We start from the raw sequence: 13,550 nt of genomic DNA on the forward strand, positions 1-13,550 counted from the left end.
AGTGGCGTGACGACGGATGATGTGGCGGTGGATGGTGTGTCGGTGGATTCCGGTGGGTTCGACGCGGTGACCCCGTGGAGGGACCCGGCCTGGCGGGCCGAGGCGCTCGGCTGGGTGGAGGAGTCCCTGGCACTGCGGGACCTGAAGCGTGCCTCCGGCGGGCAGAGCCTGGACGTACGGGTGCGCCCGTGGTCGGTGGTGGTCCGGGTCCCGGTCGAGAACGGCCCGCCCGTGTGGTTCAAGGCGAACCCGAAGGCCTCGGTCTTCGAGCCCGCCCTGGTAAGGGCCCTGCACCAGTGGGTGCCGGGCCAGGTGCTGGAGCCGGTCGCGGTGTCTCCCGAGCGCGGCTGGATGCTCTTCCCCGACGGCGGTGAGCTGCTCGGCGGGCGGGCCGACGAGCCGGCGGTTTGGGAGCAGGCCATGCTCCAGTACGCCGTGCTCCAGCGGACGGTCTCCGCCCATCAGAACGAACTCGCCGGTTTCGGGGTTCCCGACCTGCGCCCCTCGGTGCTCGCCCCGGTCTTCGGGATGCTCACGCACCGCATCGGCGGACTCGACGACGGGGTGCACGGTGCGCTCTCGCAGATGAGCTCCCGCTTCGGCGAGTGGTGTGCCGAGCTGAACGGCTCGGGCATCGCGGCCACGATCGACCACTCCGACCTCCAGGAGGGCCAGCTCTTCGGCCACGGGACCGGCCGGTACGTGTTCCACGACTGGGACGCCGCCTCGCTGGCGTTCCCCTTCGCGAGTCTGCTCGTGGTCGCCCGGGTGATCCGTCGGCGCTTCGGCGCCGACCGGGCCCCCGCCGTGCTGGCCCGTATCCGGGACGTCTACCTGGAGCCGTGGACCGACGACGGCCACTCCATGGAGGAGCTGCGCCGGCTCGCCGACCTCGCCACCCGGGTGAGCCCGGTCGGCCAGGCCCTGCGGGCGCTCACCCCGGGGCGCATGTTCCCCGGCACGGACGCCGACCTGCGGGCCATGCACTCCGTCGGCGTCCAGGAAGGCCTGGCGGCCGCCTGCGGCGTCGTGCTCGGCCGCTAGTGCCCTCAAAGCCGCCTGATCAATCCCGGCGAACGTTCGTGGCCAACACACTGGCCCGTATCCCGCACAGCGGAGAATTCCCGCGCTTCAGGACATCACCCGTCGCCCCTTCACGAGGGGCGGCGGGGGCTTCTCGCTGCCCGGAATTCTTTGTGCGCAGCCCCAGCGAAACAAAGCGAGCGCCGATTGCCGTCGGATGTGTAGGGGCGGTTAGGGGCTTGTTCCGTAAATATCGCCGTCGATAGCGTCTGCGGCGACGGCGATCCCGGACCATGGTTCGAATGCTTTCACCGCAGAAACGGGATCGGTTCAATGCGTCGTCAATCGACAATCCATGGAGTGGTGAACGTGTCCAAGCCCCTGTACGAAGTCGGCGAGATCCCCCCACTCGGCGAAGTCCCGCGCCAGATGTACGCGTCGGTCATTCGCGAGGACCGGTTCGGCGAGCCGCTCAAGGCATTCCAGACCGAAGTGATCGACGTCCCCCAGCCGGGCCGCGGCCAGGTTCTGGTCTACGTCATGGCAGCCGGCATCAACTACAACAACGTCTGGGCCTCGCTCGGCGAGCCGGTCAATGTGATCTCGATGCGGCAGAAGACCCTCGGGGCCTCCGAGGACTTCCACGTCGGCGGCAGCGACGGCTCCGGTGTCGTCTGGGCGGTCGGCGAGGGCGTCAAGAACGTCAAGGTCGGCGACGAGATCATCATGTCCGGGGCCCAGTGGGACGAGACCTGCGAGGACGTCCGGCTCGGGGCGAGCGGCCCGACCTCGAAATCGATGAAGGCCTGGGGCTACGAGACCAACTACGGCTCCTTCGCCCAGTACGCGCTGGTCGACGAGATCCAGTGCCACCCCAAGCCGTCCACCCTGTCCTGGGAGCACGCCGGCAGCTTCCTCGTCACGGCGGCCACCGCGTACCGGCAGCTGTGCGGCTGGGAGCCGCACACCGTACGCCCCGGTGACCCCGTACTGATCTGGGGCGGCGCGGGCGGCCTCGGCTCCATGGCCATCCAGATCGTGAACTACCGCGGCGGCATCCCCATCGCCGTCGTCTCCGACGACGAGCGCGGCGCGTTCTGCATGGAGCTCGGCGCCAAGGGCGTCATCAACCGCAAGGACTACGACCACTGGGGCCGGCTGCCCGACGTCGAGGACATCCGGGCGACCGAGGCGTGGAACTCCGACGCCCGCCGGTTCGGCAAGAAGATCTGGGAGATCCTCGGCGAGCGCCGCGCCCCCCGGATCGTGCTCGAACACTCCGGCCAGGACACCCTGCCGACGTCGATGTTCGTCTGCGACAACGGCGGGATGGTCGCCATCTGCGGTGGCACCAGCGGCTACAACGGCGACGTGGACCTGCGCTACCTGTGGATGCGCAGCAAGCGCCTCCAGGGCTCGCACGCCTCCGACACCGCGCAGAACCGCGAGGTCATCGAGCTGATGGGCCGCGGCGTGCTCGACCCCTGCGTCACGTACTGCGGGACCTTCGACGACATCGGCCGGGCCCACCAGCTGCTCTTCGACAACGCTCACCCCATGGGGAACATGACCGTTCTCGTCAACGCCTCGCGGCCCGGCCTCACTTCCCTCGCGCAGTCCTGACCGCTGCGGTCGGCCGTCCCGCGAGGGCCGCACCCGGCGTTCCGCGCCAACCCCTCTGCGCTTCGCCCCTCTGCATTCAGCCCCTCTGCATCCAGAAACTGCCGAAAGGTTCCTCCCCATGCGTGTTCTCTCCACCGTCACCGGCTCCCAGGGCCATGCACGCGCCGTGCTCCCCATGGTGCGCGCCCTGGCGAAGGCCGGTCACGAGGTCCTGGTCTGCCTCCCGCCCCACCTCGCCGAGGTGTACGCCGACTCCGGTGCCCGCGTGGAGCCCGCGCTGCCGGACTTCATCGCGGCCATGCAGGAGATGCGCCAGCTGCGCGACAATCTCGACCCGGCCCTGCTCGGGCCGGGCGGCGAGGTCGACGAGCGTGCGCAGCTGATCGGCTTCGCCGGCGGTCCCCAGGTGGCCAGCGCCTACCGGGCCGTCCTGCCGCTCGCCGAGGAGTTCCGCCCCGACATCGTCCTGCGCGACGGCGGCGAGCTCGCCGGCTGTCTCATCGCCGAGAAGCTGGGCATCCCGCACATCTCCGCGCCGTCCGGCGCCGGCAACCTGATCGACCCGGAGGGGCTGCACGCGCTGCTCAACGAGCGGCGCGCGGAGCTCGGACTGCCGTGCCAGGACGACAAGTTCTCCATCTACCGCTACGGCCGCATCGACTGCATGCCGGCCGGCTACACCTTCAACGCCTTCGACTCGGTGGAGCCGTTCCGCTATAGCCAGCCCATGCTGTCCGACGGAAGCGCCGGGCTGCCCGCGGAGTTCGCCGGGCTCTCGGGTGACAAGCCGCTCGTCCTCGCCTCGGTCGGCACCTCGCTGCCCGTGGTGATGGGCATGCAGATGATGGGCATCGAGATGCCCGACGGCATGATGGACCCGGTCGACACGCTGCGCGCCATCGTCGGCGGCCTGTCCCTGCTGGACTGCCACGCCATCGTCTCCACCGGCGGCCTGCCGGTCGAGGGCCTCGAGGCCGGCCCCAACGTCCACGTCGTGGACTGGGTTCCGCAGCCGCTGCTGCTGCAGTGCGCGCAGGTCTTCCTCACACACGCCGGCTACAACGGTATCCGCGAGGGCGTCCGCGCCGGTGTTCCGATGGCCACCCTCCCGCAGTACGCCGACGAGCCCCACAACGCCGAGCGCATCACTGAGCTCGGCCTCGGCGCCCCCATCCTCGACGTCACGCCGGAGGGCATCGCCGCGGTCTGCGAGCGGCTGCTGACCGATGAGAAGATCACCGCGAACGTGCGGTCCGCCCACCGGCAGATGCTCGGCCTGCCGGGCATCGACGCCGTGGTCGCGCACCTGGAGTCCCTCGCCGCCGAGCACACCGCGCCGGCCGCGTCATGACCACCGCCGAGCAGGAGCAGCGCCCGCTCTTCGGGCTGCGGCCGGGCGACCGCGCCCTGGTGATCGCCCCGCACCCCGACGACGAGACCATCGGCCCCGGCGGCACCATCGCCCGGCTGGCGGCCGAGGGTGTCGAGGTGCACGTCCTGTGCGTGACCGTGCGCGCCGCGAGGATGTGGGGCAGCACCAGCGAACCCACCGTGCGCTACGCGGAGTTCGACAAGGCGTGCGCCGCCCTCGGCGTCGCCCGGTCGACCATCGCCTGGGTCGACGAGACCGGAGAGCTCGACATCAGCACCCGTCAGCGCGCCTTGGTGGACCTGATCGAGCGCCATGAAGAGGTCTCGCTGGCCACCGTACGCCCGCAGGCCCTGCTGATCCCGTCGTCCGGCGGGTTCCACCAGGACCACCAGGCCGTCCACCGGGCCGCGTTCGCCGCGGCGCGGGTGCAGCCGGAGGGCCTCAAGCCCACGCCCCGCCTGGTGCTCGGGTACCGGGGGGTGGAGGACCGCTGGTCCGCCGAGAACGAGTCGTGGTGGGTGCACGTCGACACGGGCCGGTTCTGGCCCGCCAAGGAAGAGGCCCTGCGGGCCTACGGAACCCAGATGCGCGCGCAGGGACCGCGCTCCATCGAACAGATCCACATGATCGACGCGGCCGCCGGCTCGTCGCTCAACTTCGCCTGCGCCGAGACCTTCGTCCCGTACCGCATGGCGTACGGACAGTCCTGAGCACACCCGTCGGAGCCCGAACAGGGACCGTTTCACAAGGACAAGGAGACCGGCAATGAGCGGTCAACGCGTGGGTATGGTCGGTATCGGTTACGCCGGGCTCCCCCTCGCCGTAGAGCTGGCACGGGTGGGCAATCACGTCACCGGCTACGACATCGACACCGCCAGGGTCGCCCTGGTGAATGGCGGGCAGTCGCCGGTGGACACCGTCAGCGACGAGGACATCCGCAGCCTCGGCGGGCGGCTGAGCGCCTCCGCCGATCCGGCGGTCCTGGCCGACTGCGAGGTGATCGTGGTCTGCGCCCCGACCCCGGTGACCGGGGAGCGGCCGGACCTTCGGCCCCTGATGGGCGCCACCGCGGCGGTACGGGACCAGCTGCGCCCCGGCCAGCTGGTGATCGTGGAGTCCACGACGCACCCGGGAACCACCGACGGCATGCTGCTGCCGGTCCTGGAGGAGTCCGGGCTCAAGGCGGGCGTGGACTTCGCTCTGGCCTACTCCCCCGAGCGCATCGACCCGGGGAACGCCTCGTACGGCATCACCACCACTCCGCGTGTCGTCGGCGGTCTCACCGCCGCATGCGCGGACCGCGCGGTGGAGTTCTACCGCCAGGTCACGGTGGTCCACCGGGCCAAGGGCATGAGGGAGGCGGAGGCCGCCAAGATCCTGGAGAACACGTACCGCCAGGTGAACATCGCGCTGGTCAACGAGTTCGCGCAGCTGTGCCACAGCATGGACATCGACGTGTGGGACACCATCACCGCCGCGTCCACCAAGCCGTACGGCTTCGCGTCCTTCCGGCCCGGCGCCGGCGTGGGCGGCCACTGCATCCCGGCCGACCCGCTGTACCTGGTGCACCAGGCCGCCACGATGGGACTGCCGTTCCACATGGCCGAGACGGCACACCGGGTCAACGAGGGCATGCCGCTGTGGGTGGCCGACCGGATCGCCAAGGACCTGGGCACCACGTCGGACCCGGCCGGCTCCCCGACCGTGCTGCTGCTCGGTGTCACGTACAAGGCGGACACCGCCGACACCCGGCACACGCCGGCCGTGCCGATCGCGGCGTCCCTGCTCGAACGCGGCTTCGACGTGGTCTTCCACGACCCGTACGCGGATGAGCTCACCTGGCCGGAGGGCCGTATCACGGCCGTCTCCGACCTCGACGGCGCGCTGGCGAGCGCCGACATGACGGTGCTGCTCCAGCGCCACCGGGAGTACACCCCGGAGCGGGTCGCCGGCGCCCGCCGGCTGTTCGACACCACAGGGTCGGCGGCACTCGCCGACATCGCGCTGTAGCGGCGGCCCGGACCACCCGGTCCGGGCCGCCGTCCGGTGGAGTTCCGGGTGGGCATCTCCGCCCGGAACTCCACCGCTGGGTGGGCCCGCCCCGCCCTTCCCGTCCGTAGTGTCCTCGGCATTCACCGGAAGGATTGCCGAAAAGATGAACCTCGCACTCGACCTCGACACGGTCATGACGGTGATGCTGGTGCGTTTCGCACTGGTCGTCGCCGGCGCTGCCGTACTCCTGATCATCGCGTTCACCATCGTGATCGTGCTCAAGCGCAACGGCAAGCTGGGCAACGTGAAGGACCAGGTCGCCCCCATCGCCCGCTCCCTGAGCGAGCGAGGACGCAACACCAACTCGCGCTACGGCAGCCGTCCCAGCCTGAAGCGCAGCGTGCTGCTGTCGGTCCTCGACTACCTGGGCCGCTCCGGCAACCGCCGGTAATCACCTAGCCCTGTCCCCCCACACCCCGCCACACCCCGCACCACATCTCGGAGGCATGGACGATGAACCCGCCGGTGGCCATCGCATCAGGCGACATGGACAAGGACGAGCTCCTGCACCATCTCGTGCAGGACCATCTCTGGAAGCTCGGTATCGTGGCGATCGCGGCCGTCGTCGTGCTGACCGCCATGGTCGTCATCTATAAGAAGGTCGGCACCAAGTAGCGGTTCCCCACAGCCGCCCGATCTTCCTGGAACAGGTGAGCATGGACCCGATGTCCGGCCGTCGGCACTTCATAGACCGGCTCGCGCCCGGCTGGCTCGTGGTCCAGTTCCTGGGTACGGGCATGCTGGTCGTGGCCCTGCTGACGGCGAGCGAGGACACCCTGTGGATCTGGGGGCTCTACGCCGCGAGCATGCTCAGCTGGATCCTGTTCATAGCGCTGCACCCCTGGTACCCGCGAGCCGCCGCCGCCCTGCTCGCGTTCAGCGCGCTGCTGCCGACCCTGGCGGTGGGCGAGGCGGCCGACACCACCGCCGTGATCATGCTGTGCGTGCTGCTCGGCCGGTTCACTTCGCTGACCTCCCCTTCAGGGCAGACGATCGCGGCGGTGACCTTCTCCTGCCTGGCGTGCACCTGGATCAGCTGCACCCTGGCGGACCGCCCGCTCAGCGACGTGCTGGGCTACCCGCTGCTGATCCTCGTACTCACCCTGCTGGGACTGAACCGCCGTCAGCAGCAGTTGCGCACGGATCAGGCGGAACAGCTCCTGGACAACACCCTGTTGATGCAGCAGGAGCAGGCCCGCGCCGCGGCTCTGGCCGAACGCACCCGGATCGCCCGCGAGATGCACGACGTACTGGCCCACTCGCTCGGCGCGCTGACGGTCCAGCTCAAGGTGGCCGCCGCGCTGATCGAGAAGGGCGACTCGGAGGGCGCGATGGCCCGGGTCCTCAGGTCCAACCGGCTGGCGGACGAGGGACTCGCGGAGGCCCGCAACGCTGTTGCCGCCCTGCGGGGCGACATCCCGTCACTCCCGGACGCCTTGAAGCAGCTGGTGGAGACGCACGATTCCAACCACCCGGGCGAGGTCGGGCTCAGCCTCTCGGGCGAACCCCGCCGGCTCTCGCCGACCGCCGCCGTCTGCCTCGTGCAGAGCGCGCGGGAGGCCCTGACCAACGCGGCCAAGCACGCACCCGGCGAACGGGTCGAGGTCAGCCTCGACTACGCCGAGGGCTCCGTACGCCTCACGGTGGACAACGTCACGTCGAGCCCCGCGCACCAGAGCCCCGACCACGTCCCCGGCTACGGCCTGACGGGCATCCGCGAACGCCTCGCGCTGGTCGCCGGCACGCTCACCACGGAACGCACGCAAAGCGGCGCCCGCTGGGTACTGACAGCCGAGGTCCCGGAGTAATCCGGACACGCATCAGACCTTTCAGAACTTCACGCCGGCCAGCAGCCCGGCCAGCGAGCTCGTCCCGGACTGCAGCCAGGGCCCGACGGACCCCGTCTGTCCCAGGTAGAGCCCCAGCATCACACAGAGCACGGCATGCCCGAGCTTGAGCGTTCCTCCGCGCCATATGAAGAAGATGATGACGCCGAGCAACAGCAGAACCACAACTGAAACGGCCATGCCCATCCCCCTTTTTGACAACGGTCAGCACGCTCCGCAGGCACGCTACCGAGGCCCCACCCCAGGTCGCGTGGGCCCAAGGGTGGAGTCCCGGGTGGAGCACCGCCTCCACCCGACCGCGGACACACCAATGCCCCCACCCTGCGCACTGCGCGAGGTGGGGGACCATCAGAAACCGTCGACCGCACGTCGGGGCACCGCCCTCAACCCACGGCGGCCGGGAACAGAGCCACAGGCACAACGGCCTGAACCGGCGACGCACCCGGGCACGATGCCGCGGGCCCGACCCCCGACCGATCGCGTCACTCGGCGAACGGGACGGCGTCGGGCCCGCCTCCCCCGGCGGCGCCGCGCGCCGGCCGGGGCGAACCCGTCCGACGCGGCCACGGCGCTCCGGGCCGTCGGCCGAGCTCACCCCCGTGAAGCTCGACCCCGACCCGTCCGGCGCCGCCACCCCCTCGACACTCCAGTGGCGACGAAGCATTGGTAACGTACACCAGAGTGACCGTCCGGCGTCAACGAGAGTGTTGCCGGTGCCAGCCCGAAGGGCTTCGAGAAACACTGTGGTGGGCAAAGGCTCGGCATCACACCAAGGAGGCCGTGTACGTGGAGGATGAACAGTCGCCCACCTTCGCCCAACTTCTGGACCACCTCTTCCGCGAGGTGCACCCCCCCTCCAGGGGGCCCTACACCTACGCGGAGGTCGCCGAGGGAATCCGCAAGGCCGTGACCGGAGAGGGGCGCGGGGTGACGGCGAGCGCCATCCAGCAACTGCGCACCGGCGCCAAGCGGAACCCGACGCGACACACCATCAAGGCCCTGGCCGACTTCTTCGGCGTACCGGCGGGCTACTTCGTCGACAGTGCGGCGGCCGAACGCACCAGGGCGGAGATCGACCTCCTCGCCGCCATGCGCGATCAGGACGTCCGCAAGGTGGCCCTGCGCGCCAACGGCCTGAGCGTCGACAGCCTGAAAATGCTGTCCACCGTGATCGAACAGGCCCGGAAGCTCGAAGGGCTCACCACCGACGACAGTGCGCAGGACCTGAACCTGGACGACTGAGCCGCGCACCGGGCGGCGATCACACGACCCCCGCCCCGACACGACACTCCCTGTGGCCGTTCATCGACAGGGGGGCATCAGGGGTTTCCCGGGACAGGCCCGACATCCCGAGCCGCACGGCACGTCCGCGGCGGCACCCCGCCCGCGCAGCGGCGTCGCGAACATGTCAACATGGGGCACGCATACCGGGCTTCCAGAGAGAGGTTCGCAACGGCCGACCGGCGTCACCAGAGTGAGGACATGGACCTTGAGCAGCTTCGCGCCGCGTGTGAGGCGCGCGTCGAGGCGCTTCGGCTCCCGCACCGCTTCAGCACCCGCGACCTCCGCGACGCCGTGGCCGAACAACGCGGGCGACCCATCATCCTGCGCCCCCTGAGCACCCTGGGCGCCATGGACGCTCCGTGCGGGATCCGCCTGGAGACCCCGGACGCCGACCTGTTGTTCTACGAGGAGGCCACCTCCCCCCTCCACCAGAACCACATCCTCGCCCACGAGATCAGCCACATCATCTGCGACCACCCCGGCAGTCTGGAACTGGACCAGGACACCCTCCGCGCGATCGGTTTCAACCCCACCCTCGTCCAGCGCATGTCCGGCCGGACCAGCTACACGAGCGAGGACGAACGCGAGGCCGAGGTGATGGCCAGCGTGATCCGACAACTCATGTACCGGGGACGCGAGAGTCCGTCGAGCCGGCCCGCCAGCGGCGCCGAGAGCTGGGACGCTCTGTTCGCCAAGCCGCACAGGAAGAAGCGCCACCCGAAATGATCAACATCCTCTTCACGGGCACGGCCGTCGTGCTGCTGTGCTTCGCCGTCTACTGGGTGCGAGGGCGCGGCGGACACCGCCCCACGGGCACCTGGTCGATGGCGGCGCTGCTGACCTCGTTCGCCCTCGCCTTCGCCTCCTACGCCCCCGCCGTGGAGCGCGCGGTCGAATCGGTGGTACCCCACGTCGCCCGGCTCCTCAGCAACACCTTCACCCTGACGGCGGCCACCTCGGTCCTCGCCTTCCTCTTCCAGCTCAATCTGGAGCGCGAACGGGCCCACCGGCAGATCCGACTGCGCGTCATCACCCTCGCGATCTCGGTCGCCGGCATGACCGCCTTCTTCGCCGCCGAACAACTCACCGGACGCAACCCGGCACTGTACGCGTGCTACGTGCTCATCTACATCTCCTACCTGGGGTACACGGCCAAGGACTTCCTGCTGCAGACCTGGGCCCAGTCCAAGCGCTCGACCCGGCGCAGTCAGCGCTGGGGCCTGCGCACGACCTCGGTGGGCTGTGGTTTCGCCCTCGTCTACGCCGCGTACAAGCTCTTCGCCCTGGTATCCATCGGCCTCGGTCTGGGGCTCGTTCCGGACCACGCCCGGTGCTCGACGCCGCTGACCCCCTTGCGCTGCGCGTTCAGCGTGACCGCGCCCGCCGTCGCCGTGCTCCTCATCACCGTCGGACTCACCCTCCCCGCCCTGCTGTGGCCGCTCAGCCAACTGCGCCGGCGTCGCTGGGAACGGAACTCGTTCACCGCGCTGGAACCGCTGTGGCGGGAGGTCACCGCAGCGGTCCCCGAGGTCGTGCTCGACCCGGGCAATACCGGGGCCGACACCCACGACCTCGACTTCCACCTGCACCGCCGGGTCATCGAGATCAACGACTGCGTGCTGGCCCTGCGCCGGTACCGCCCCGCTTCCGTACGCGACGCCGCAGCCGCCGAGGTCGCCCGCCGCGGCACGGTTGACACCCCCGAGGGCGACGCCGAGGTGGAGGCGGCGGTCATCGCCGCGGCCGTCGCCGCGAAGCACGCCGGAGTCACCCCCGAGGGCGACGAGGCCCCACCCGCCACCGGCACCGCCTCCCGCAAGGGCGACCTCCAGGCGGAGACCGCGTGGCTGCTGCTCGTGGCGGACGCCTACGCGCGGCACCCGGCACCCGAGAACGCGGGCGCGGCCTCGTGACCGCCCCCCGGCAGGACCCACTGCGCGACCCGCGCTTCTTCGCCGACCCCTACCCCACCTACGACCGGCTGCGCGAAAGCTGTCCGGTCCGGCGGATCCCCACCGGCTCCGGCGGCCACCACGCCTACCTGATCACCGGCCACCCCGAGGCTCGCGAGGCGTTCACCGACCCCCGCCTGTCCAAGGACACGGCCCGCTTCTTCGCCGATCGCCCCTCGAACCGCGACCTGCACCCGGCGATCTCCCGCAACATGCTGGCGAGCGATCCTCCCGCGCACACCCGCCACAGGCGGGTGGCGACGCCGCTGTTCACCACCGGACGCGTCCGGGCACTGCGCCCGTACATCACCCGGGTCGTCGAGGACCTCGTGTCCGCGTGGCGGCCGGGCTCGGAGGTCGACTTGGTGGCGGACCTGGCGGTACCCCTGCCGGTCACCGTGGTCTGCGAGCTGCTGGGGGTGCCGGAATCCGACCGCTCCACGCTCGCCGGCTGGTCCCACGACCTCTTCGACGCAACCGACAACGACCGTATCGACGCCGCGTCGCACAGGATCGGCGAGTACCTGACCCGCCTCGTCGACACGGCCCGCGCCGGCTCCGGCGACGGCGCGCTCCACTCCCTCCTGCGCGACTGCGACGAGGGCGGGCTCGACCGGGACGAAACCGTCTCCCTGGCCGCCCTCCTCCTGGTCGCCGGGCACGAGACCACCACCCACTTCATCGGCAACGCCGTCCTGGCCCTGCTCCGGCACCCGGAGGCCTTCGACCGACTGTGCCGGGACCCGGACCTGATCCCCGGCGCCCTCGACGAACTGCTCCGCTTCGACTCCCCGGTGAGCGTAGCCACCTTCCGTCACAGCACGGACGACCTGCGTATCGGCGGGGTCGCCATCCCGGCGGGCTTCCCGGTGCTCATCGCCCCCGGGGCCGCGAACCGCGACCCGGCGGCGTTCCCCGACCCGCACCGCCTCGACCTCGACCGCGATGCCGGCGGCCACCTCTCCTTCGGCCACGGCATCCACCGCTGCCCGGGCGCCCCCCTGGCCCGGGCCGAGGCGGAAATCGCCCTCCACACCCTGGTGACCCGCTTCCCGAACACGCGCCTGGCCATCCCCGCAGAATCCCTGACCTGGCGCCAGACCCGCCTCACCCGCGGCCTGACCACCCTCCCCCTCACCCTCACCTGACCCACCCCAACCACGGCGCCCGCCCCCGACCGAACCCGGCGCGACGCTACGAACGCACCCCGTTCATCGGCACGGGCTCCGGAACCGAAGCGGAGCCTCGCTCATTCACGCGCCCACCAACTGCGGGGCTTCTCCATCCCTGGAGCGGCCCCGCACCCCTGCGTCGATCACGTGACCTCGGAATTCGGCCGGCCTTGCGCCCGTCCCCTGTGGTGGCCGGTCGCCGTCTGCTCCCGGTACACGGGGACCGGGCTCGGACGGGTCTACCGCCACCGGTCCTCCGCCGAACAGGACCTCGCTCGCGACCTGCGGCGAGCCCGCTGGGTCAAAGTCCTGGCAGGTTGCGCACCTTGAACCTGCCGGACGACTATCCGGAGCCGGACGAGATCCTCATCGGCGAACCCGTCGCGGAGACCGACCTGTTCGTCGTCGGCCCCGACGGGGAGCCCGTCCCGGACGGTGAACCGGGCGAGCTGTACATCGGCGGAGCGGGGATGGGCCGCGGGTACTGGCAGCGTCCCGAACTGACCGCAGCGGCCGGTGCCGCACCCGTCCTGGCCGCCGCCGTCGGGCTCAGACGCCTCGCCCACCGGGCCCACCGGCCCACGGACGTCATCGGCTGCTGGCTGTCAGGCATGGGCTGGCTCACGGCAACGGACCTCGCCCGGGAGGCCAGCCCGGATCACCGGGGCCTCAGGCCCAGAGCGCCTCGGCCGGCACGACCCCGACGAACACCGCGCCGAGGCCGGCCGCCACGCCGGCGACCACGTTGACCGCCGCGTAGAACTTCGCGCCGTCCTCGACGAGCCGCAGCGGCGCGTAGGAGAAAGTCGAGTCACGTCGTCAGCGCCCCGCACAGCCCGGTGCCGACCAGCAGCTGACCGGTCAGCGCTCGCGGTACGTGACCATCCGGGCGAGTGAGGTGAGTGCCTGTGCGCCTTCGATTGCCGGAGCGGCGGCCGCCAACGCGGTCATTGCCCTGCAAATTGCCGCTCGGCTTCCTGTTCCGCCCAACTCCGCCCACCGGCCTGCTCGATGAGGTGAGCCGCCTCGCGGATCTCGTCCTTGCTCAGCGGCCCCGCGTCCAGGTGGTACAGATCGGCCGGCTTCCTGGCGTCAGGGCCGGAGACAGCGGGACGGTGATGGTCGATCCCGGGGGCGACACGCTCGCCCGCCCTGCACATCCTGATCCGCGGGGCGCCGTACTGAGGGATCAGTACGGCGCCCCGCCGGTCCGGCCGCCGGCGGC

The 13,550-nt window shown here is 70.7% G+C and carries 14 protein-coding genes and 1 pseudogene; 13 read left to right on the forward strand and 2 right to left on the reverse strand.

What is annotated here, in order from left to right; genetic code table 11:
* Positions 1–6: 6 nt before the first annotated feature.
* From J7E94_RS27415 to J7E94_RS27450, 8 genes are all read left to right on the forward strand, one after another.
* Positions 7–1,044, forward strand: a complete 1,038-nt coding sequence (locus tag J7E94_RS27415; RefSeq protein WP_215019494.1) for an aminoglycoside phosphotransferase family protein — start codon at positions 7–9, stop codon at positions 1,042–1,044.
* A 342-nt stretch (positions 1,045–1,386) separates the two neighbouring features.
* On the forward strand, positions 1,387–2,646 hold the full coding sequence (ccrA, locus tag J7E94_RS27420) for a crotonyl-CoA carboxylase/reductase (protein ID WP_308345477.1): 1,260 nt from the start codon (positions 1,387–1,389) through the stop codon (positions 2,644–2,646).
* A gap of 118 nt (positions 2,647–2,764) precedes the next feature.
* On the forward strand, positions 2,765–3,997 hold the full coding sequence (locus J7E94_RS27425; RefSeq protein WP_215019496.1) for a glycosyltransferase: 1,233 nt from the start codon (positions 2,765–2,767) through the stop codon (positions 3,995–3,997).
* Positions 3,994–4,728 (forward strand): PIG-L deacetylase family protein, encoded by a 735-nt coding sequence (locus J7E94_RS27430; RefSeq protein ID WP_215019497.1) that lies wholly within the window; start codon positions 3,994–3,996, stop codon positions 4,726–4,728. The genes J7E94_RS27425 and J7E94_RS27430 overlap by 4 nt, the downstream gene beginning before the upstream one ends.
* A gap of 55 nt (positions 4,729–4,783) precedes the next feature.
* The gene (locus tag J7E94_RS27435) at positions 4,784–6,028 is read left to right on the forward strand and encodes a nucleotide sugar dehydrogenase (RefSeq protein ID WP_215019498.1); all 1,245 of its coding nucleotides are present in this window, start codon (positions 4,784–4,786) and stop codon (positions 6,026–6,028) included.
* A gap of 145 nt (positions 6,029–6,173) precedes the next feature.
* Entirely contained in the window at positions 6,174–6,461 is a 288-nt protein-coding gene (locus J7E94_RS27440) for a hypothetical protein (protein WP_215019499.1), read from the forward strand.
* A gap of 74 nt (positions 6,462–6,535) precedes the next feature.
* A complete protein-coding gene (locus J7E94_RS27445; protein ID WP_215019530.1) occupies positions 6,536–6,685 on the forward strand; it encodes a hypothetical protein in 150 nt (49 codons plus the stop codon).
* A 41-nt stretch (positions 6,686–6,726) separates the two neighbouring features.
* Positions 6,727–7,878 carry a sensor histidine kinase gene (locus J7E94_RS27450; protein ID WP_215019500.1) on the forward strand — a complete coding sequence of 384 codons (1,152 nt, stop codon included), beginning with the start codon at positions 6,727–6,729 and terminating at the stop codon, positions 7,876–7,878.
* 21 nt (positions 7,879–7,899) lie between these two features.
* On the opposite strand, the gene J7E94_RS27455 is transcribed toward J7E94_RS27450, so the two are convergent.
* On the reverse strand, positions 7,900–8,097 hold the full coding sequence (locus J7E94_RS27455) for a hypothetical protein (protein ID WP_215019501.1): 198 nt from the start codon (positions 8,095–8,097) through the stop codon (positions 7,900–7,902).
* Positions 8,098–8,703: 606 nt separating this feature from the next.
* Between J7E94_RS27455 and J7E94_RS27460 the strand changes: the two genes are divergently transcribed.
* From J7E94_RS27460 to J7E94_RS34960, 5 genes are all read left to right on the forward strand, one after another.
* Complete coding sequence (locus J7E94_RS27460; protein WP_215019502.1) at positions 8,704–9,159, forward strand: helix-turn-helix domain-containing protein; 456 nt, start codon at positions 8,704–8,706, stop codon at positions 9,157–9,159.
* Between the two features lie 240 nt (positions 9,160–9,399).
* Complete coding sequence (locus J7E94_RS27465) at positions 9,400–9,927, forward strand: regulator component (protein WP_215019503.1); 528 nt, start codon at positions 9,400–9,402, stop codon at positions 9,925–9,927.
* Entirely contained in the window at positions 9,924–11,114 is a 1,191-nt protein-coding gene (locus J7E94_RS27470; protein ID WP_215019504.1) for an MAB_1171c family putative transporter, read from the forward strand. Before J7E94_RS27465 ends, J7E94_RS27470 begins: the two co-directional genes overlap by 4 nt.
* On the forward strand, positions 11,111–12,301 hold the full coding sequence (locus J7E94_RS27475; protein WP_215019505.1) for a cytochrome P450: 1,191 nt from the start codon (positions 11,111–11,113) through the stop codon (positions 12,299–12,301). Before J7E94_RS27470 ends, J7E94_RS27475 begins: the two co-directional genes overlap by 4 nt.
* A 350-nt stretch (positions 12,302–12,651) precedes the next feature.
* On the forward strand, positions 12,652–13,074 hold the full coding sequence (locus J7E94_RS34960) for an AMP-binding protein (protein WP_251057302.1): 423 nt from the start codon (positions 12,652–12,654) through the stop codon (positions 13,072–13,074).
* On the opposite strand, the pseudogene J7E94_RS34965 reads toward J7E94_RS34960, so the two are convergent.
* Positions 12,995–13,181, reverse strand: a pseudogene (locus tag J7E94_RS34965) (CrcB family protein); the annotation flags it as partial. The gene J7E94_RS34960 and the pseudogene J7E94_RS34965 sit on opposite strands and share 80 nt — an antisense overlap.
* Positions 13,182–13,550 lie beyond the last annotated feature (369 nt).

Origin of the sequence: Streptomyces sp. ISL-94 (genome assembly GCF_018614075.1) — a bacterium.
Classification (GTDB): domain Bacteria; phylum Actinomycetota; class Actinomycetes; order Streptomycetales; family Streptomycetaceae; genus Streptomyces.